Origin of the sequence: Staphylococcus cornubiensis, assembly GCF_900183575.1 — a bacterium.
GTDB classification, from domain to species: Bacteria; Bacillota; Bacilli; order Staphylococcales; family Staphylococcaceae; genus Staphylococcus; species Staphylococcus cornubiensis.
In genome coordinates this window covers 218,975-241,137 of the sequence record NZ_FXUZ01000004.1, presented here as the reverse complement: position 1 = coordinate 241,137, position 22,163 = coordinate 218,975, and the positions used below count along the sequence as shown (strand labels likewise).

18 protein-coding genes are annotated in these 22,163 nt (G+C 37.2%); 6 read left to right on the top strand and 12 right to left on the bottom strand.

What is annotated here, in order from left to right; translation table 11 throughout:
- Positions 1 to 3,142, bottom strand: a 3,142-nt coding sequence (locus tag CCE82_RS07055) for an SdrD B-like domain-containing protein (protein WP_086428706.1), incomplete at its 3' end; no start/stop codon positions are given.
- Positions 3,143 to 3,294: 152 nt separating this feature from the next.
- Positions 3,295 to 3,831 (bottom strand): hypothetical protein, encoded by a 537-nt coding sequence (locus CCE82_RS07050; RefSeq protein WP_086428705.1) that lies wholly within the window; start codon positions 3,829 to 3,831, stop codon positions 3,295 to 3,297.
- Between the two features lie 386 nt (positions 3,832 to 4,217).
- Here CCE82_RS07050 and ssuE point away from each other — a divergent pair, with 386 nt between their 5' ends.
- From ssuE to CCE82_RS07035, 3 genes are all read left to right on the top strand, one after another.
- Positions 4,218 to 4,757, top strand: a complete 540-nt coding sequence (gene ssuE / locus CCE82_RS07045) for an NADPH-dependent FMN reductase (RefSeq protein WP_086428704.1) — start codon at positions 4,218 to 4,220, stop codon at positions 4,755 to 4,757.
- 163 nt (positions 4,758 to 4,920) lie between these two features.
- Positions 4,921 to 6,105: an AAA family ATPase gene (locus CCE82_RS07040; RefSeq protein ID WP_086428703.1), complete on the top strand. Its 1,185-nt coding sequence runs from the start codon at positions 4,921 to 4,923 to the stop codon at positions 6,103 to 6,105.
- Entirely contained in the window at positions 6,092 to 6,628 is a 537-nt protein-coding gene (locus CCE82_RS07035; RefSeq protein WP_086428702.1) for a hypothetical protein, read from the top strand. Before CCE82_RS07040 ends, CCE82_RS07035 begins: the two co-directional genes overlap by 14 nt.
- A 473-nt stretch (positions 6,629 to 7,101) precedes the next feature.
- On the opposite strand, the gene CCE82_RS07030 is transcribed toward CCE82_RS07035, so the two are convergent.
- Both CCE82_RS07030 and CCE82_RS07025 read right to left on the bottom strand, forming a co-directional pair.
- Positions 7,102 to 7,677: a TetR/AcrR family transcriptional regulator gene (locus CCE82_RS07030; protein ID WP_086428701.1), complete on the bottom strand. Its 576-nt coding sequence runs from the start codon at positions 7,675 to 7,677 to the stop codon at positions 7,102 to 7,104.
- Positions 7,678 to 7,691: 14 nt separating this feature from the next.
- Positions 7,692 to 8,483: an arylamine N-acetyltransferase family protein gene (locus tag CCE82_RS07025; RefSeq protein ID WP_086428700.1), complete on the bottom strand. Its 792-nt coding sequence runs from the start codon at positions 8,481 to 8,483 to the stop codon at positions 7,692 to 7,694.
- Positions 8,484 to 8,606: 123 nt separating this feature from the next.
- Between CCE82_RS07025 and CCE82_RS07020 the strand changes: the two genes are divergently transcribed.
- The 3 genes from CCE82_RS07020 to CCE82_RS12870 all read left to right on the top strand — a co-directional run bounded on the left by CCE82_RS07020 (position 8,607) and on the right by CCE82_RS12870 (position 11,771).
- Positions 8,607 to 10,004, top strand: a complete 1,398-nt coding sequence (locus tag CCE82_RS07020) for an MDR family MFS transporter (RefSeq protein WP_086428699.1) — start codon at positions 8,607 to 8,609, stop codon at positions 10,002 to 10,004.
- A 313-nt stretch (positions 10,005 to 10,317) separates the two neighbouring features.
- Positions 10,318 to 11,277: an amidohydrolase family protein gene (locus tag CCE82_RS07015; RefSeq protein WP_086428698.1), complete on the top strand. Its 960-nt coding sequence runs from the start codon at positions 10,318 to 10,320 to the stop codon at positions 11,275 to 11,277.
- Between the two features lie 389 nt (positions 11,278 to 11,666).
- Positions 11,667 to 11,771 (top strand): type I toxin-antitoxin system Fst family toxin, encoded by a 105-nt coding sequence (locus CCE82_RS12870; RefSeq protein WP_119184403.1) that lies wholly within the window; start codon positions 11,667 to 11,669, stop codon positions 11,769 to 11,771.
- A 908-nt stretch (positions 11,772 to 12,679) separates the two neighbouring features.
- Here the strand turns inward: CCE82_RS12870 and merA are convergent.
- The 8 genes from merA to gabR form a co-directional block, all read right to left on the bottom strand.
- Positions 12,680 to 14,005, bottom strand: a complete 1,326-nt coding sequence (merA, locus tag CCE82_RS07010) for a hypothiocyanous acid reductase MerA (protein WP_086428697.1) — start codon at positions 14,003 to 14,005, stop codon at positions 12,680 to 12,682.
- The gene (gene hypR / locus CCE82_RS07005; RefSeq protein ID WP_086428696.1) at positions 14,006 to 14,428 is read right to left on the bottom strand and encodes a redox-sensitive transcriptional regulator HypR; all 423 of its coding nucleotides are present in this window, start codon (positions 14,426 to 14,428) and stop codon (positions 14,006 to 14,008) included.
- A gap of 77 nt (positions 14,429 to 14,505) precedes the next feature.
- Complete coding sequence (locus CCE82_RS07000) at positions 14,506 to 15,174, bottom strand: ABC transporter ATP-binding protein (RefSeq protein ID WP_086428695.1); 669 nt, start codon at positions 15,172 to 15,174, stop codon at positions 14,506 to 14,508.
- Positions 15,175 to 15,187: 13 nt separating this feature from the next.
- Positions 15,188 to 16,237: an ABC transporter permease gene (locus CCE82_RS06995; RefSeq protein WP_086428694.1), complete on the bottom strand. Its 1,050-nt coding sequence runs from the start codon at positions 16,235 to 16,237 to the stop codon at positions 15,188 to 15,190.
- 143 nt (positions 16,238 to 16,380) lie between these two features.
- Positions 16,381 to 17,715, bottom strand: coding sequence for a nucleoside recognition domain-containing protein (locus CCE82_RS06990; RefSeq protein WP_086428693.1), 1,335 nt, complete (start codon positions 17,713 to 17,715; stop codon positions 16,381 to 16,383).
- Positions 17,709 to 18,821 (bottom strand): NAD(P)/FAD-dependent oxidoreductase, encoded by a 1,113-nt coding sequence (locus CCE82_RS06985; protein ID WP_086428692.1) that lies wholly within the window; start codon positions 18,819 to 18,821, stop codon positions 17,709 to 17,711. Before CCE82_RS06985 ends, CCE82_RS06990 begins: the two co-directional genes overlap by 7 nt.
- A 221-nt stretch (positions 18,822 to 19,042) precedes the next feature.
- On the bottom strand, positions 19,043 to 20,638 hold the full coding sequence (locus CCE82_RS06980; RefSeq protein WP_086428691.1) for a xylulokinase: 1,596 nt from the start codon (positions 20,636 to 20,638) through the stop codon (positions 19,043 to 19,045).
- 78 nt (positions 20,639 to 20,716) lie between these two features.
- On the bottom strand, positions 20,717 to 22,150 hold the full coding sequence (gene gabR / locus CCE82_RS06975) for a MocR-like transcriptional regulator GabR (protein WP_240507182.1): 1,434 nt from the start codon (positions 22,148 to 22,150) through the stop codon (positions 20,717 to 20,719).
- Positions 22,151 to 22,163: the final 13 nt, after the last annotated feature.

Here is a 22,163-nt window from a genome sequence, read left to right as displayed (position 1 = left end):
CTGGTAATTCACTGAATTTAACTGTGTATTCTCCATTTTCTAATCCAGTGAATAAATATTTACCGTCTTTACCAGTCTTAGTTGTCATTGTTGAACCATCTGGTTTCGTCAATGTTACTGTTACACCCTCAACTGCTGCTTCATCTTTGTTTTGGATACCATCGTTGTTGTAATCAATCCATACATAGTCTCCAAGCTCATATGTTGCTGGCTTAGGCTCTGGTTGTGCTTCAGGCTTAACAATACCTAAGTCTACTGAATAGTCATTCGCATTGTTAATCGTTACTTTCGATTCTAAGCCGTTTGAGTCTAATTTAGCGTCGCCCGCCTGAGTTTTCGTCGGCTCATATCCTTCTGGTAATTCACTGAATTTAACTGTATACTCTCCGTTTTCTAAACCTGTAAATAAGTATTTACCGTCTTTATCTGTCTTAGTTGTCATTGTTGAACCATCTGGTTTCGTCAATGTTACTGTTACACCTTCAACTGCTGCTTCACCTTGGTTTTGCATTCCGTCATTGTTGTAATCAATCCATACATAGTCCCCAAGTTCGTATGTTGCTGGCTTAGGCTCTGGTTTTACTTCTGGTTTCACGATACCTAAGTCTACTGAATAGTTATTCGCATTGTTGATTGTGACTTTTGATTCTAATCCATTTGAATCTAATTCAGTATTGCCACCTGCTTGCGTTTTCGTCGGCTCATATCCTTCTGGTAATTCACTGAATTTAACTGTGTATTCTCCATTTTCTAATCCAGTGAATAAATATTTACCGTCTTTACCAGTCTTAGTTGTCATTGTTGAACCATCTGGTTTCGTCAATGTTACTGTTACACCTTCAACTGCTGCTTCACCTTGGTTTTGCATTCCGTCATTGTTGTAATCAATCCATACATAATCTCCAAGCTCATACGTTGCTGGCTTCGGTTCTGGAGCTACTTCAAAACCTCTGTCGATTGATAAATCATCTTTATCTTGGATAGTGACTTCGACTACTTGTTTATCGGAATCGACTTCTTTATCGGTACCAACATTTTCCTTAACTGGGATATATTTTTTACCTTCAGTATTTGTTGTAGGGTCTGTAAACTCAACAATATATTTACCGTTTTTAACTTTTTCGAATAAGTAATAACCATCTTTATCAGTTGTTGCTGTCCCAATAACTTTGTTTGTTGTAGCATCTTTCAATGTAACTGTAACGTTCGCAATTCCTTTATCCGCATCATCTTGAATATCGTTATTATTCATATCTTCCCAAACACGGTTACCCAATTTATATGTTTTTTCACCTTGTCCAGCAGCACTTGAATTCGTAGTTTCAATATAGTTTTCAGAGTAAACATATGAATTATAAGTATCTTTTCCATCAGTTGTTTTCCCAGATAATTTTACACTCTGAATTAAAGGTTTGTTTGACTGCATATCTTGTTGGCCTTCAATGTAAACTACATAGCGTTTATTACTATTTTGTTCTGATAATTTAATAGTCACCATATCATTACCATAATCTAAAGTGTATCCAGTTCCCTGTTTTAATAAAGTTAATTGATCAAAATCAGGTTTGTAACTTGCTGCTAGATTTACATTTTGGGGAACTTCATAAACTAGTAACTTATCATTTTGAGAAACAGCAGCACTACTTGATTCTGATGTAGTTCCTTCTTTCCCGCCATATCCTTTTATTTCTATTACTGGTTGAACTAATTTGTTGCCTTTAGGATTAATGTATGTGATTTGTGAGTATTTTCCTGTAAAATTATCATATTCATTGTAAAACGAATTGAGATTTAGCTCTCTTTGTTCAAATACTCCTTGATATCTAACATCTAATTCTTTTGTTGTTTTGTCTCCTGCTACATCAACTTCAAAAGTGTTCTTACCTTCATTTTTCACAACGTCTCTTTCAACATATGCGATTAAATTCAACGTTACTTTAACATTTTCATGTTTATCAACGTAATCAGTAAATTTGTATGTCATCGTTCTTGAATCTACATCGTATGTTCCTGTCGCAATTACTTCTCCACCTGTATTGTAAATTTTAGGTGGATTCACACGATTTTCAAAATAGTCACTAATTTGAAGCTTATTATTGTATTTAATTTGAAACGTATCGCCTGCGTTTACTGAGTTATCCAAATCAAATGACGTATGAATTTTAACATGACCATAATTTTGTGGATAAATAATACCATCAGGATTTGGATTCTCTTTATCCACATCCACCATTGTTGTATTAATGTTAGTAATGCCGTTATCTTTTGTAATTAATTTTCCTGATGGCTGTTCTGCCGCTACTGCCAAACGCATAACTGGACGAGCACTTCTGAACGAAACAGGTGTCGCTGCAACTTTGTTTTTATCTTGCTCGTTCGCATATGCAATCAACATCTCAGCTAATAAATCTTTAGCATTCACTTTTGAATAATCGATATTCATTGATTTTACTTTTTGAGCTGCTTCTTCCACGCTTAAACCTGTACCTTCAGCGTAAAAATCTGCTAATGCTTCTGATTTTTCTTCATCTGTATCTAATTGATCGAAATTATCTACTGTTGTTGGCACACCTTCTAATGTCCCTACTTCAATTTCTTCCATTTGCGGTGCTGGTGCTGTTTTAGGTGCTACTTGAGATGATGTCGTTGATTTTTCTGGCGCAACTTCTTTTTCTGCTTCTACTTTTTCAGCAACAGGTGCAGCTGTTTTTTCTTCAGTTTTCGCAGTTGGTACTTGGTCCGCTTCTTTTTGTTCTTTGGCAGGCGTTGCTTCAGCTTTTTCTTCAACAGCAGGTGATTCTTCTACTGCTGTTTCTTCTGTAACCGGTGCTGCTTCTGATTCATCTACTTTACTTTCAGGTGCTGTTTCTTCAGTTGGGAGTACTTCTTTCTTTTCTACTGGGGCTGTTTGTTCTGCTTCAGGAGTCGATGTTGTTTCTTCTGCAACTGGTGCTTCAGGTTGTTCGTTTTCATTAACTTGACGGCTATCAACTGTTGTTTCTTCAGCTGCTTTTGCATCCTCTGCATGTACACCAAAAATTAATGTCGCACCAATTAATAATGATGCTGTACCCACTGTATGTTTTCTAATTGAGTACTTATTTTGCTTGTTCGGTAAAAATCCACTAGTTTTTTTATTCATTATAATTAATCATCCTCTTATTAAATTGTATAAACTCTTTAAGCCCTTAAAACATTGTGCCTAAGACCAATCCTTGTCTGCCTTAGACTTGCAATATAAAGATTCACGATAAACTGAACCCTTATTAGCAGGATAAATCCATTTTCCCTCCCTCACTCTTCGTCTTTGTCATTTCGATAAAACGATTGGAGATGCGCGATTTCATAAATTAACTTTGCTTTAACAGTTTCAGGTTCTAACAATCTGACTTGGCCAGCATATTCAAAACTGATTTTTAAAGCTTCCTTTTCTGTGACATAGACCGATACAATTACAAAATCATCATTACTTGAACATATTTTAGAAGCGAATTTCTGTCTGAAAAATTTCCAAACTTTAATATTCACTTCAAATTTGACAAAAATTTTTTGTTTTTCTATCTTATTTAATTGCAAGAAGGCTGAATGACGATTAACTGTTTGTTCGGCATTTTGATTTAAATAGTAGCTATCGTTGTCACTGTCATAAATGATTGGATTATCTAACACAAACCATTCACAACTTTCATACATGAAGTTCCGAATATGCGCAATATCTCGCTGTATCGTTCTTTTACTTACTTCCCACTCGCTCGCAAGTTTCGTTTTATTTACTATTTTTCCTGCAATCAAATCGGTATAAATAGAAAGTAATCGATAAGGTTGATTCATAGTTTCCTCCCAATGACTATCCACATTATAATAAACAGGGTAGACATATGATGTCATTTGTTTTAATCAATTTTTTCAAACGCAAAAAATGTTGATTGATTTTATTTTTGACAAATTATTCTATTAATATACACCTCTCTTTTACTTTTCAAAAATAATTAAATGTCTATTTTTTAATTTCCATTAAAAGTGATGGCATTGTATATTGCACCTCATTTAAAACCTTTTAATTTAAAATCGCTTTGTTCACTTTACAACAATCCATCACTGCTATCCTTTTCATTTTGAATGGGAATTCCTCTGAAATGCATTTCTATGTGGTCTTGTTATAATAGGAAGTAAGTTCAATAATCTCTATATCTTTTTGAGACAAAGGAGGATTTTTCATGGCAAAAGTAACGATTATTGCAGGTGGTCAAAAAGTGGCATCACGTTTAACAGGTGTCATCAATTATGCAGAACGTTACCTCAATCAAGCAGGTATCGATACTGAAGTGATTCAAGTTCATCAACTCGATGCAAAAGCACTGATTACTGCTGACTTTACGAGTGAATCTATCAATGCCACACATCAAGCAATTGAAGCATCAGATGGTATCATTATCGTTTCTCCCGTATTTAAAGCTGCCTATTCAGGTATTTTAAAAACATACTTAGATTTGCTCCCTCGTAGTGCTTTCGCTGGCAAAACTGTATTGCCTTTAGCAGTTGGAGGGTCATTCGCGCACGTGCTCGCATTACAGTACAGTTTAGATCCTGTCATTAAAGAGCTGGGTGCCGATACCATTCATAAAGGCCGCTTCATCTTGGACAAACACATTTCCTATAATGAAGATGGTACTTATTCATTCGACCAAGAAGCTGATGACGCATTAAATAAAACATTGAAAAAGTTTGTAAACGATAAATCACAAGTTACAGATTAATCGATATTAGAAGGAGACTCAACTATGAAGGTTGGGTCTTTTTTAATACGCTTTGATATTATCTACGGTTTTTCCGTAATTAACTTCCTTTCGAGTGGTTGATATTGTATAATGTTATAGAAAAATAGAATTATCATTTATTAATTAAAGTGAGGTGGTATAGATGTATATATTGTACGCCAAAGTAGAAGGTATCAAAAACTTTGAAAGTGATATATTTGAAATTGACTATACAGCCAATAAAAGAGTCAGTGCTGAAGAAGTCGGTGAAAATGTCACAAGGATTAAAAATTCTTTGTATAAATTAAATGCGATTGCTATAACTGGTAAAAATGCTTCTGGGAAAACAACCGCATTAAATATTATCAAAGGAATACAAGATATTTATTTAAATAATGAAAGTTTAACAACTGATAATAGTTTAGTGAGGTATTTAAAAGCCAGTGTAACCATTCATGTCAAAATTTTTGATGCAGGATATATCTATTCAATAAAGTCCCATGTGATCAACACGAAAGACGAAGTGTACTTTGAAAATGAAACCATCGACCGATTAACAGTAACAAGTAAATTCTCAAAGAAAATATATGATGATCCGCGTAACTACGAAAGTTTTTTATCTAGAAAAGAACTTGATAATACTTTTCTTAAAAAAGAGGATTCCATTTTTTCAGGGATATTAAATCAAAAAGCATCATTAAATAAAACATATGACTTGATGATGCATACCAACTTCAATTATCTTTCACACTACTCCGAAAGTATGTCTGAAGATATGGTGAAGCTACTGGATTCAAGTATTGACGAATTTACAATACAACCAGATGCTAACGAAAATGACAAAATACCAAAATTTAGAATTAAATTTAAAGGCACTCAAGAAGCCATTCATTGCGATTTAATAGAATTAGAAAATTATTTATCTTCAGGAACAATCAGAACTCTGAATATATTAAGCAAAATCATTCAAGTGCTTCATACAGGTGGTTACCTTATTATTGATGAAATCGAAAACCATTTAAACAAAAGAATCATTCAACTCATTATCGAATTTTTCACTGGAGAATTAAACGCGAAAGGCGCAACTTTGATATTTAGTACACATTACGTCGAAGTACTGGACACGATAGATCGCAGTGACGCTATATACGTAACTCAAAAAACGCCTAAATCACAAATAAACAGATTCTCTGATTTACTAGGTGATAGAGACCGGAACGATAAAAAGAAAAGCGATCTGTTTTTAAGTGGTATCATCGACACTATGCCAACATACCAAAGTTATAGAGGCACAAAAAATATTATTGCTGCCTTGCTCCAAAAAGGTGATGCGCATGAAAAGGATTAAAGAAAATGATTTAGTTGCATGCATTGTCGAAGGAAAAACTGAAAAAATCATTCTAGAAATGCTTCTAGAAGATGATTTATTATTTTTTACCAAAGAAAATTTATTAGATCAAAAATTTCTAGAAATCAAATACCGGAATCCAAAAGCCTTTAAAGACAAATATTTGACTTTATCCTATCCTAATACAGACCTTTATCTCATCGTAATTAAAGACGACAAAAAAGATTACAAAATCCCTAGTCCTTACAGTCGTAAAATCACAAAAAAATTAATGGTCACGACATCACCGGAAATCGAGATATTAATGATTATTTCATTAAATAAGTATGATGAGTATACAAAAAAGTATAAATCTAAATATAAGCCAAGTGAGTACTTGAAAATTAAATTTTACAACAAACAAAATGTGAAATCAGAAAAGTTTATTAGAGACTTCTATAAAAAACACTCAATGCGTGATGCGATTGAACAGTATCATTCATATACAACAAACACGACAACTTTATTCGATTTATTTACCTGATTAATTTATAAAAAGGAGACTTTAAGCACGTTCTATTTCATGCTTGCAGTCTCCTTTATGACTTTAATAAATCCATTCAATTAAACCCACCATTCTTCTTTAAGTAATTCTAACCCCGGTACAATTAAGTCAATATCGAACTGTTTTTTCAATATTTTTGATAGTTTTCTGGTGCAACTGTTAAAGTCCCTTTTCCAAAATTCATCTCTGCAGTTACCATTTCATGCATCAAATATTGTTAGACGTAATCGTTTAGTTCTTTCAAATAATTTTCAAATTGTCTTCCGCTATCTATCCTTAATTTCTCCTCAATTTTTTGTAAGTTCATGATGCTCATCTCTATGCTGTTCATACACTTTTCATACAACAGCACCTACATTTTAACAATTCACCTTCCCAACAAAAAGCATAGAACCTAGACATTTCATGTATGTCAGTCCTATGCTTTCCTCTCAAAACAATATGCTTTTATGCTATTTTAAGTAGATATTGAGTAACTTTTTTAAATACTCTTCTTTGGAATAACCTCTTGTAAATCGTTCAAACATATACATATCTGAAGAAAATGCATTTAATAGCATATCAATTTTTAACTCAATATCTACCAACTCTGATTCTTTCTCCATCTCGCGCTGAATATACTGGTACAAATCATAATAAAAGGGCGCTCCACTGATGGCATTTGTCTTTAATCCATTTTTTTCAATAAAATTCAATAAGTTTAAGTTGTTTTCTTTTAAAGTGAGAAATATTTCGAGTATGCCATGAATTCTGTCATATAATGGATCTTTCGCATGTTCTGACAAATACGTTTCAATGTCGTTTAACATCTCACCAATTTGATTATCAATGACAGCTTGGCAAAGTATCGATTTATTTGCAAAATGGCGATACAATGTGCCGACACCGACTTCTGCACGTTTGGCGATAGTGGTCATTTTCATGGCTTCTACGTCATCATCTTCACGAATCATTTGAGCTACCGTTGATAAAATCTTATCTTGATTGCGTCGCGCATCTAATCGTTTTGTCTTTTCTTGATTTGCCATAGATTACATCCTTTTTATTCTTTTTCTGGTTTCTCTAAACGCGGTACTGTCAAATTGATACCAAAGTGCTTTTGCAATAATTGTTGATAGTTATCTGGTGTCACAGGTGTTTTATGCTTACCCTCTTCATCAGTGACTGTTAAATTATTTTGCGACATTGTCACACGGCCTGTTTCAGTGGGCATTGTTACGATTACACTTTTTACAAAATGCGATTCAGGATCGTGTTGATTATACTCTAGTACATCATCAAAATAGTTTAATGCTTGTGGTTGTGCCTTAGCTGCAAATTTCGTCTGCCATTCATCATCCACCCATTTTTGTACATGAATCATCCCCTCTTCTCTTATAGCACGATACTTCCCGTTAACGTCTTGCACCGTATCATGGCCGTCATCAGTCACATGAATTGCTTTTACCGGTAAGTCACCAAAACCAACATCTGCAATGTATGTTTCTCCATCAATGACAACAGCGAGTGTCATATGTGAGTCTTCTAAACTACGACCGCCATCTGGTGTATGAATCGTTGCTGGAAGAAAGTGTGTCTCATAACCTTTCGACTCTAAATATGCTGAGAAAAAGGTGTTCACTTCATAGCAATATCCACCACGGCCTTGTTCAACAATTTTGTGATATAAGTCATCTAAATCTGTAGAAATCGTCACGCCATTTTGGACATCTAGATTTTCAAATGGAACATGTTGCATAAATTGACGCGTATAATAATCGAGTGCATCTATGCGATTATTGAAATGTTTTTGTTCATCTACCTCTAATTTTCGATCTACTTTTTGTGTATCCATCATGTCCCTCCTTATTTCTTATCATGTTACTATCATATCGAGAATTCATCTGTTTGACAAATGGAATGCATTCCGTTTAGAATAAGTGATAGTCAATTCTGTTTAGAAAGGAGAAAGACGGAAATGTCTAGTACTACAAGTGATAATCATCCAATAAAACAACATTTACCGGCTATTATCATCATGATTTCTGGTGCTTTTATAGCCGTTCTTAATCAAACTTTATTTACAACTGTTTTACCCGAAATTATGGCTGACTTTCATTTAACAAGTTCAGTAGCGCAATGGGTAACAACAATTTTCATGCTCGTTAATGGGATTATGATTCCAGTTACAGCTTATTTATCTCAACGCTTTACTTTAAGACGACTCTTTTTCACAGCATTAACATTATTTATTTTCGGTTCATTATTAGGGATGCTCGCGCCACAATATATTTTCATTTTAGTTGGGCGCGCAATTCAAGCGATGGGTGCAGGTATTTTAATGCCATTAACCCAAACATTCCTATTCCTTGTCTTCCCTATTGAAAAACGTGGTATGGCAATGGGATTATATGGTTTAGTTATCGGCTTTGCGCCAGCGATTGGACCGACTGCATCCGGTTGGTTCGTCAATATGTTCAATTGGCGTTACCTATTCTTAATCATTTTAATTATTTCAATCGTTGTATTTATCTTAGGTTTATTTAAAATGACAAACGCCACTGAATTAAGCAAGCCAACACTCGATATTTTATCTGTCATTTTATCGACATTAGGTTTTGGTGGTTTACTCTTTGGCTTTAGTTCAGCCGGACAATATGGATGGGGCAACCCACTCAGCTACGTTTCTATTATCGTCGCTGTGATCATTTTAATCGCATTCGTGTTACGTCAATTAAAACTCGAAACACCGATGCTCGAAATGCGTGTATTTAAACATCGTTCATTTACATTACCGATAGCTTTAGTCGTACTCATGTTCTTAATCTTTATCGGAACAATGACAATGCTACCGATTTATATGCAATCGATGAGAGGTATGACACCATTACAATCAGGCCTTACTTTATTACCAGGTGGCCTCGTGATGGGATTACTCGCACCAATTAACGGTAGACTTTACGATAAAATTGGCGGCCGTATATTAGCGGTGACAGGTATGACATTAATCTTTATTGGTGCTGTACTCATTTCGTTCTTAAATGAAAGTTCTCCGCTATGGTACGTGATTTTAGCATTCGTTGTCCTCACATTTGGTAACTCTGGCATTATGGTGCCTATGACAACCGAAGCAATGAACGCTTTACCAAAATCGCTCATTCCACATGGGGCAGCAATGAATAATACGTTACGTCAAATTTCAGCCGCAATCGGTACAGGTTTACTTGTCACAATTATGTCTCAAATCGCCATGGCACACGGTGGCGATCAAGTGATGAGCAACATTTTCGGCTTACAATGGACATACCGTATTGTGGCTATCATTGTTATTTTGGGTATTATTTTTGCCACACGTATTTCTAAAAAACAAGCTTAAAAGACACAAAAATAGCTACTCCGTTTAACAAGGTCTAAAGTAGCTATTTTCCTTATTGATTGTCTCAAAATAGTTGCGTTTTAACATAATAAGAGGCATTAATAGTTTCAAAAATCAATTTTGGGTAATAACAATCTATAGGGTGGTATATCAATTATGTAAGTTCACCGTTAAATCTCATGCCCTAAGATAAGTGATAATTTGGAGAACGTCGCATTGTCATTGAACCTTCTTAAGCGTAATGATACTGCGAGATTGCTATACCACCCTTTTGATACATGAATACAAATTCTGAATGGAGTTGAGAACGATTATGGCAAAAGCAATTGATACACACGCACATTTATGGAGTGAGTCATATCTCGAAAGATTAGGTAAACTAGGCAGCCAAGGTACAGAAGTCGCAAAAGGTATCAACCAATCTGACTCGGAAGAAGATTTAAAAAAACGTTTCAAAATGATGGACGATGCAGGTGTCGGCAAACAAATTATCTCAGCAACACCGCAATCTCCACAATGGGGTTCAAAAGAAGAAGCTAAAGAATCCGCACGTATCATTAATGATTTATACGAATCGCTCGTTAAAAAATATCCAGATCGCTTTTTGGCATATGGTGCCGTATCATTACCATACCTCGATCAAGCGATTGAAGAAGCACGTGAAATTTTAGCTAAAGACGAATTTATCGGCATTGCTATTCCAACACTTGTAAAAGATAAAGTTTCTATTGCCGATTTACAATTTGAAGAATTTTTCAAAGCAATGAATGAACTCCATGCAACACTTTACGTCCATCCAACAGGTTGTGGGGCACAGTCACCAATGGTCAACGATTATCAATTACATTGGGTTATCGGTGCACCGTTAGAGTCAACATTTGTTGCATTGCACTTATTGAAAAATAGAATTCCACAAAAATATCCAAACATTAAATTCCACATCTCGCATTTAGGTGGCGCATTACCATTCTTCATTCAACGTATTGAAGACAACTATGAAGACTGGAATGCTTTTGATGACAGCCCTTGGGAAATTTTAAACCGTCAATTCTATTACGACACAGCGAACTTCCACGGCCCATCACTTAAAAATACGATTGATTCATTTGGTATTGACCACGTCATGATGGGCAGTGACTTCCCGTATTTCCAAGATGAGAAGTACACACGTGCTGTCACTTATATTAAAGATTCAGGCATTGATCCAGAGAAAATTGATGGCATTTTATATGGCAATGCGGTTGAATTCTTTGAGATTGAACATGACCATTAATAGCCACCTCTATTTCGCTTTTTAACCATAAGCAAATCACTCAACATTTTAATGATAAAAAAGTTCACCCCTACATACTCACATGTGGGGGTGATTTTGATTTAAGTACATTTAATATACTGTTTTGGCGCACTGAATTTATACATTTCAATTATTTTTTCCACTTCTCTTACACTCTATTTTTAACTCTAGCAATCCATGATGCATTTAAATAACACCTTATTTAATGATGTATAACTATTTATATATTATTCCAAAAACATATATATTTACCACATTTGTATTCATATACCATTAATGATAGAAAAATATTTCACCGTACATGGTATAATATTTCCGTCACTTATCCCTCAGTAGTCTGAATTTGACGTAGAGAGGAGGTGTTCTATATGCTAGACTTGATTGTCAGTATAGCGGCCCCTAGCATTAGCGGCTGCATCGTTTTGTATTTTACATATTGGTTAAGTAAACGCAATGATAAAATGAAAAAGTGACAAATAACCACACCATTAGAAATCCCCTCACTATTAACGGTAGTGAGGGGATTGGTGTTTATATGCTAGACTTCTGCTTTCATTATAGCATCCGTATCCACAAAATGCAATGTCAAAATTATTGTATATAAAATCAATACTGTATTGTCATTTTAAATTTATTTTGTTATTCATATTCCCAAAACCATCCGTTCATTCCCATGTCGACTTGAAACCGTCTCTGTGATAGAACAACTCACTTTTTTCATTCATTATACTTATCAACGTTTAGAGGCACTTTTCATTGATTGCCCTAATCGAATCCTCGTGTTGCTTACACTATGATTGCCCCTGGTCGAGACTCCTGAGGCATAATACAAGGGCTTAATGCGAGTTCTAATGTTTAATTATGGTTGCTGTTTATCGCAGTAGCTGTCTGACTTCTCAATGCTTGTACTTTTGAGAAGTCTAGTCAGCCTTGCGGGGGCAGTACTACGAAAACTTTGTTGCACATGAGATTTCTGTACTGCTCCCGAAAATCCAATCCGGCTACCTTGACTTAATCAAGCCGGATTTAGTTGAGACAGTCCTAGGAAAATGCTACACTCTATTTTCCTTACACTCCCATTCCCATAGTGATTGAGACCATTTCTGTGTATAGAATCACTCACTTTTTTCATTCATTATACTTATCACCGTTTAGAGGCACTTTTCATTGATTGCCAAAACCGCGCAAGACTCCTGAGGGATCAGACGCAGCCGCAAATCCAATTTGGCTTCCATCCAGTGTACACTTCAATCAAGCCAAATTTAGTTAAGGCAAGTCCCCTAGGAAAGCGCAGCGCGGTTGGGCAATCAATAATGCTGAAAAATGTTAAATAACGAAAAAAGACACGCATCCATCACAGACACATGTCTCAATAACATCACTATACATTAAACAAATCATTAAACGACTCAGCCATTGTTGGGTGTGTATAAATATTATCTCTCAACACCGCATACGACAACTGCTGATCCATCGCTAATTTCACAATATTGATAAGCTCCTCAGATTGCTGACCATACAATGTCGCACCTAACACTTGGCCTGATTTTGCATCTACAACCGCTTTGAACAAGCCTCTCGTATCATTGTTGATTTTATGACGTGGCATCGTGTTCACTGGCACTTGATTTTCAAGCACGTCATAACCTTTTTCACGTGCCTCTGCTGCAGTCATACCTACGCGTGACATCGGTGGATCAATGAACATTGTGTAAGGTACTGCGCCACGTTGTTCAAGTGTACGTTGACCATCGCCGAATAACTGAGATTTCACAATTCTAAAGTCATCCAATGAAATATATGTGAATTGTAAGCCACCATTGACATCGCCGACTGCATAAATGTGCTCAACAGATGTTTGAAGTTTGTCATTCACAACGACTTCGCCACGTTCACCTAATTTTACGCCTGCCGCCTCTAAGTTCAACCCTTCTGTATTCGGTTTGCGACCTGTTGCCACAAGTACGGCATCTGCTTCAAATTCGCCTTGGCTTGTCACGACTTTTGTCACGTCTGCTTCATCTTGAATTGCCTCAGTTTTCGCATTGTAAACGAATTTAACGCCTTTTTGTGTTAAATCTTCTGTCACTTGTTTCGCAATGGCTTCGTCTTCTTTTTTCAAGATTTGATGAGAACGTTCTAAAACTGTCACGTCTGTACCGAAATTCGCAAAAATTGATGCAAATTCAAGCGCAATATAGCCTGCACCAACGATGACTAAGCGTTTCGGTTGTGTTGTTAGATCCATAATGCCTTTTGAGTCATACACACGTTGAGATGTCTCTACACCTTTAATGTTTGGAATGACTGATTTCGCACCTGTATTGATGACAATATGTGTGCCTTCAATCGTTTGAACTGACTTCCCTTCTGTATTGAACAACTCAATTTCATGTGCTGATTTGAAAGCAGCTGTCATATTGATCACGTCTACTGTTTCTTCATCAGCAAGGTTGTGATAGTTTTTGTTGTTTAATGCACTGACTACATCGCGTTTACGTTGCATGGCGTCGTTAAATGATGCCGCTTCAATACCATCATGAACTAATACTTTTGATGGAATACAGCCGATGTTAATACATGTGCCACCATACATTTCAGCAGATTTTTCAACAACTGCTACTTTCTTTCCTTGTTGGGCTGCAAATTTTGCTAATGTTTTCCCCGCTTTACCAAATCCGACAACAATTAAATCGTATTTTTCCATTTATACTTCCACCTCTTTGATTTGATTCAAAATATCACCTATCGTTTGACCTTGGTAATAATTCGCAATGATTTCTTGTTCCGTTAAATAGTGACCATACATGACTTGTTCGATTTTTTGCGAGATTTCACAATGGATTGAAGGATGTCCCGTAAATAAACGGCCATGGTTCTCTGGACGATTGAATAAACGAAAGAGTGCTTCCAACTTAATCGCTGGTCCATCTTCCGTAGCGAGATAGCCCCCTTTTTGACCACGCACCACTTTGACGTCACCTTCTTGTTGTAGTTTTGACATCACACGGCGTAATTGCACAGGATTCACACAAACATTTTCTGCAAGTGCTTGACTATTAAACACTTCCCCATGATGCTGATTTAAAAACGCGAGTACGTGCACGGCAATATTAAATTCAAGATTCATCATTGCACCTCTTTAATTGTAATTCTTATAGTTACATTAAATCACAGCTCCATCAAAATAGAAACCTTTTTGACTCTTTATTGCGCTTTTTCTGTCAACACGCCATCTTTCATTTCAAACACTTTATCACAGTATGCCGTTAATCGTTCATCATGCGTGACAATCATACACATTTTATTCCGGCTTTTAGATTGATTTTTCAAAATTTCCATGACGGCCATCGCATTATCCGTATCGAGAGCGGCTGTCGGTTCATCTGCTAAAATGATGTCCGGATTGGTATAAATCGCTTTAGCAATGGCGACACGCTGCTTTTGACCTCCTGAGATTTCACTTGGCAATTGATGCATCACGTTTTCTAACCCTAACTGCTTGATTAAAGTTTCAAAATCTTGTTTGTCCAAAACACCTTTTTTTCGCTTTTCTAATAACTGAAATTGCTGTTTCACCGTTAAAAATGGGACTAAATTTGATGTTTGTAAAATAAAACCAATTTGTTGCATCCGAACACGCGCTAATGCTTTTTGACTTAAATGCGTGATCTTTTGCTTTCCAATGGTAATGTCTCCTGATGTCGGCGTTTGCAATGCACCTGCCATCGTTAAAAATGTACTTTTCCCTGAGCCAGACGGACCTACAATCGCAATAAGTTCACCTTTCTCAAACTGTAATGTTGTAGGTTTTACTGCTTCAATGACTTGTTGACCATCTTGAAATGATTTCGTGACATTATGAAATTTCAACATTGTACGTCCCCTCCTAACCGATTGCCTTCAGTGGATCAATTTTACGTATTGTGACGATTGAAAACAGACTCCCCAATAATGACACTAAAATAAGTACGACGCCAAAAATAATAAGTGTCCATAAATCAAACTGAATCGGTACGGCAGAAGGTAAAAAATTGCCAGTAATTAATGTCAAAATTAAACCGATGACAGTGCCAATAAGTGCTAAAACAAATGTTTGAGATAATACGACTTTCACTAAATCAGCATTTGTAAATCCTTGTGCCTTCAACACACCAAACAGATGCGTCTTTTGTAGCGTGATGACATACAAAAATACGCCGATGACCGTTGCCGAAATGATAAATAAAAAGCCAATCATAAAGTTCAACGTTAAGTTTTGTGCTTGATAACCCGGAAGATTTTCAATAAACGTATCGATATCAACCGCTTCAAGTGAATCATCGAGTGATTGCTTTTGCCAATGAGAATCCTTTACAACCACTGCATTCGTTTTGTCCTTAGTTAAAATAGGATTCACCTTTTCAATGGTTTGATCATTACCAAAGAGCACAGGAGAAGCATTGTACTTAGCCGATTCACTAAACCCTACAATTTTAAGTGATTCATCTGATTGAGATAATGATAACGTGTCCCCTAGCTTAAATCCTTTTTCTTTCAATGTACCATCCGCAATGACTTCATTATTTGCTTTAAATGCCCGTCCCTCTGTCAATTTAGGAACAATAAAGGCATCTTTTTGTGTCCCATACAGTAATGCATTTTCTTCAATTTTGCCATTCGAAACGATAACACCTGTTTGTTTCAACGTCGCTTGCTTATCAAATTTCCCCTTTACAAGCGAGGTATCGAAGCTCGATTGTTGGACGGTTTGATTGGCATCTTTATTTAACACAATCGCATCCGCATGCCAACGATTAATGCCTTCCGTATTCATATTGATGAGCCCTTTTGCTAATCCAGACAGTAAAAATAACAAGTAACTGATGAGGATCAGAACTCCGATAATCAGACTAAATTTGAGTTTGTTGCGCTTGATTTCATTCCATGCTAAAAACATAGGCACCTCCATGGGCTTTATTGGTTATATTTTCCCTAAATCATAATAGATTAAGCCTCATTTCGACATTAAAAAATTGAAAGAGGCTGAGAGACAATTCAGTTCTCCCAGCCCTCTGTGCTATATCTTTTATCAAATTAATACTAAAGTAATGCTAACCATGTGATACTACCTAATACAATGACGCATGCAAGTGATGTCAGCATTTGACGTCCAATCATTTTGCCACCTTCACGCCAGCCTAATTGTCGCATCACCATCGTCATAGTGACAGAACAAGCGGTAAAGGTTGAACTGAAAAAGACGAGAATGAGGACTTGCCATGCGGACAAACTTTGAATTAAACTTCCGCCTCCCATGTTAAACAATAGCATCCCATCTTTACGAATCATTGAAAATAATAACCCGGGTGATAATTCGTGTGGAATATGTAATAAACTGAGAACCGGAATAAACATTTTTGAGATAAATTCAAGTATAGGTGTTAATGCTAAAGCACTCGCAACCAAACAAATCCCAATAAATATCGGCAATGCTTGAAATAAAAACATTTTGACACTATCCCACATTTGCAATAATACACGTCCCCATGATGGCCACACTAAAGGTTCGTGCAATGTCATTTGTGTTGGCATGAACTGTTGCTCTGCGCGGTACCATAACCGGTTGTGCAATAGTCCACCTATTAAGACAAGTAATAAGTATGGAATAAAAAGCCATGTTTGATGCGCAACGTTAAATATTGAAAGTGTTGCGCCAATTTGATAACTACATGACGTGCCAAAACTGATAAGACTCATGCAACGTGTCCGTGTACATAAGCGACATTGATGACCTGCTTGCACGATAGCAGCGGCGTTACAACCGAAGCCCTCCAGCAGTGGGATAATATCCGTTCCATCGAGTCCTACTTTCCCCATCATGGGTGCAATCGACCAAATGATATATTGTTTCAAGTGTGATTGGTCAATGAATGCACTTGATAAACTGAGCATCACAACAACCGGTAAAGCCCAAACGAGTGAATACGTGCCGAGTGATAAAACGCCATAATCTCCAAATAAAAATGCTTGTACGAGAGACGGACGAAATAGCGAATGTTGTGCGAGTGTATCAATCCAAGGTGCGACGTATTGATTTTGGAGCCAATCTGACAAATGATACGCACCATAGACTGGCAAAGCGAACATTAAAAAGATGCATAACCATCCTATGAGTGTATGCCAAGGACGTGGTCGCTGATGTTGATGTGCGCGCCAAAACGATTGCAATGCTTCTACATGACGTCGCGTCTCTTCAGTTGTGCAATGAACTGCATGTTGGAGTGATACTTCTAAACGTTGTTGGATAATGAAACGCTTTAACGCTTGTTGTTCATATGGTGTTAGTTGTTTCAATCCTTGTAATCGAAATTGATGGGGTTCATTCGGAATGTCGGATACACGTCCACGTACTAAGTCATACGCTACTGTTAGCATGAGCAGTCCACTTCACAGCAACTATAGTCATCCAAATACATTTGATTATCACGATAACTATCAATGACTTTTTGATCCACGGCCAATCCTTCTCGTTGCATCATCGTACGGGTCAGTACCGCAAATCGCGCTCTAAATTTATAAATATAGCACAGAATTGCTTCAGCGTGACGCACTGTCGCTCCGATTAAAAAGACATTCGGATAGCGTGTTGACTCATCCAAATCCGTTAATCGCACTTCTCCATTTCTCACCGTAAAGAGTTGTTGAATGAGTGGATTTTTCGTAACATCAAAACCTGTCGCAATAATCGGTTCTGTCGGACTGTAGACGATAGCACCATTATCGAAATGGATTTCATATTGTCCGTTACGAAAAAGAATAGATTCCGCACGATAATGAACATTCATTTCAATTTCCGCCCCTTCTCGCACGACTTCTCTTAAACGTTGATGCGTATATGGTGACAAACGAATGCTTGGGTCTGCTTCGTCCGCATCAAAACCTGTTGAACTTGTATATATCGACACTTGTGCCCCTTGATGCGCGAGGTGAATTGCGGCGTCAAATGCACTTTCATTACCGCCAATAATCGTAAACGTATGGCCTGGTAACTCATTGAAACCCTCTACCTCACTATAATGAATGCCATGTTCAAATGGCTGATTTGGAAAGGCAAAGTCACCCGTCGCAACGTATATATAATCTGCTGTATATGTGCCTTTAGATGTATTTAATTCGTATACGCCATCGACAAATTGAACGTCTTCAACTGTTGTTTCTGTATGGACATCAATATCATAATGTTCAGCAACGATGGTTAAATATTCTGCATATGTATCACCGGATAAATGTTCTTCATTAAATGTAAAAGCGGGTGATGTATCTTTGGCAATTGCGTTCATATCTGGCATACCAAAACCATTTGAAGTAAAGGATGGGGTAATCGTACGTGTGGATTTCGGCCAATTTTTAAAAGATTGTCCGATTGTGCCACCCTCTATTACACAAACATCTTCAAAGTGCAGTGTTTTCATTGTAATAGCCATACCTATACCTGCAGCGCCCGCACCTATAATAATGGCTCGGCGATGTTGTTGTTTCATTACAATCCCTCTTTCTAAATCGAAATAATTACGATTTAATAATTGTAGACTATCTCTTTCTCGATTGCAATACGAACAACTTGACACCGACATCATTTTAGAAATCAAATGAATACAAAAAACACTCGCCAATACTTGAATCAAGCATCGACGAGTCGAGAGGAATCACTCGAAAACTGCTAGGCACGCTATGTAATCACAATACATCCAATAGTAAGCCATTAATCCTTCATTTTATTCAACCTACGCTCAATCGCCAAACCCGCTTCAAAACGCTGCACATACGCGTTAAAACTGTCAACATCACGTGATTGTGGTGCCATTGTGTCGGTCTCAACTTCACGAAAAGCAACATCTTCTAAAAACGTCGCTAACGTCATATCACTTTCTAACATATATCTTGCTAACACTGCAATCCCCCATGCGCCACCTTCATTCGCAGTTTCCATTACTGTGACAGAACTTTCTAATGCAGCAGCTAAGTAACGTTGCACGACTTGCTTCGTCGTAAATACACCACCGTGCCCCGTCATGCGTTCAATTTGAAGTTGTTCGCGTGCTTTCAAGCGATCCACACCGATTTTGAGTGTGCTGAGCATCGTAAAAATGTGTGTCTTCATGAAGTTTTGAATCGTAAAATGACTCTCTTGTTGGCGTAAAAATAATGGAAACCCTTCAGAAATATCGGTAATGTATTCTCCTGAAATATATCCGTATGACAACAATTTCCCTAAATCATCATCGCCTTCTAACGCACTTTCAAATAATCGTGTCCATAATGTCGCTTTATCGTACGATATATCCATTATTTGAAACACTTCTTCAAATAAACGGACCCACTGATTTAAATCTGATGAGCCGTTATTCGCATGAATCATCGCCACTTCATCTCCAGCTGGCGTTGTGACAATATCTACTTCAGGATAAACAGCTTGAAGTGGATGGTCGAGTACAATCATAGCGAAAATGCTCGTACCTGCAGAGACATTCCCCGTTTTCCGCGCAATGCTATTCGTCGCCACCATCCCTGTTCCTGCATCGCCTTCTGGTGCACAGAGCGGACATCCTGAGGCTAACGTACCGGTCGGATCTAACAATTGTGCTCCTGCGTCGGTCAACGTGCCTGCGTGGTCACCCGCTACGTGCACAGTTGGTAAAATGCGCAATATTTCTTGATGATATCCGTGCGTTGCCATTAACGTATCGAACTGTTCACACAAATCTTTCCGATATGTAGCGGTATCTGGATCAATCGGAAACATTCCCGATGCATCACCAATACCGAGTACTTTTTCTCCCGTTAATTGCCAATGGACATAACCTGATAATGTCGTCATATACGCAACGTCTTTCACATGTGCGTCTTGATTGAGCGCACTTTGAAAATAATGTGCGATACTCCAACGCTCAGGAATATTGAACTGAAATGCTTCTCTTAACTGTTCACCTGCTTCATGTGCCGTATTATTACGCCACGTTCGAAAAGGCACGAGCAACTGATCTTCTTCATCAAACACCAAATAGCCATGCATCATGCCACTAATTCCTAAACTTGCAATGTGCATAAGTTCTACCTCATACACAGTTTTTATTTCCCGGGTCATCAAGCGGAAACTTTCTTGTACACCGTGCCAAACTTCTTCTAAATCATAGGACCAATAACCATCCGTAAGTTGTTGCTCCCATTCATAATGTCCCGTCGCAATGGTACGTGTCATCGGATCAATAGCCACTGTTTTAATGCGCGTCGAGCCGAACTCAATACCCACTGAGATTTCTCCCGCTTCAATATATTGACGTGTCGTTTTTACAACCATCCCATCACCTCGTTCATCATTTTGTATTTTATTGTATAAGGATTGCCAGTTGAAACCAACACATGTTGCTTACAAAACTTATTCTTCAAATAGCACGTCGTATAAACACTGTATCGTCGCTGGCAGAATACCTGTATCAATATTTGCAAAACCGATAATGAATGTCTTCCCTTGTTCGTGTGCAATGGAATGCATCATAAAGCGATTTAACGTATACAGTTCTAGTCCTCTATCACGCGCCCGCCTTTCAATTTCCTCATATGTATAAGGACTCTCCACATCCACTACAAAATGAAGTCCTGCTTTCACATCATAAATTTTTATTTTTCTACCGAATACGACTTTCAACTGATGAACGACTTGAATGCGTTGTTGACTGTAAATGTGCCGCATTTTTCGAATATATTTTTCGTAATCGCCCGAATCAATCATTGCAGCCAACGTTAGTGCCGTCATCGTCGAAACATCTGAAATCGTCTCTTGGTACATTTGTTGGAAAGGTTCAACTAAATGTTTAGGCAAAATCATATAACTCATGCGCATACTTGGCGATAACGTTTTAGAAAATGTCCCTAAATATATGACGCGTTCGTTTTGGTCTAAGCTAAACAATGACGGAATGTTGTCGGTACCATATTTAAATTCACTATCATAATCATCCTCTATCACATAGCTTGCAGTTTGCGTTGCCCAATTCAACAATTCAATACGTCGTGAAATGGGCATAATCATCCCTAATGGAAATTGATGTGAAGGTGTGGTGAGCATGATATTTGGTTGCATTTGATGAATTTCTGACATACGCACCCCTTTGTCATCAAGAGGTATCGGTATGACTCGACAATGTTGCTGTATCACTTGGCGCATACGTGCATACCCAGGATTTTCTACGCCGACTTTCATCCCATCATTCAATAATGCAAGCAACTTTTGCACTAATACGTTGGCTCCCGATGCTAAAATAATTTGTTCCGGATGGCAATCGATACCTCTTTTAAATGATACTAATTTTGCAATTGCACGACGTAATGCGAGGGGTCCTTTAATGTGCGGAATCTCTGAAAGTACATCCCGCGACGACTTCAACACTTGGCGCTGTAATTTCAACCACGTTTCTACTGGAAAAACTGACAAATTGGTCGACATATGCGACAAACTGTAGCGAAATGCCGACGTTACCTCTGTAGTCGCCTCCTCCTCGATTACCGCTTCTTCATGACGTGGATTGACGACCAATTCATTCAACGATTCAATAAAATAACCTTGACGCTCTTTCGTATATACATACCCTTCTGCAACGAGTTGTTCATAAGCATGTTTCACACTATTCACACTCACCCCTAATTCACGCGATAACAATCGTTTAGAAGGCAAACGTTCATGGCTATGGTATTTGTGTGCTAATATATCTTTTTTCAATTGCTCATATATTTTACGATAAATATATTTTGATGTTGTCATACTTCCCACCCCGTCTGGTACCGTATTTTTATCCTTTCTGGTTCTTTTCATTATACCAATTCAT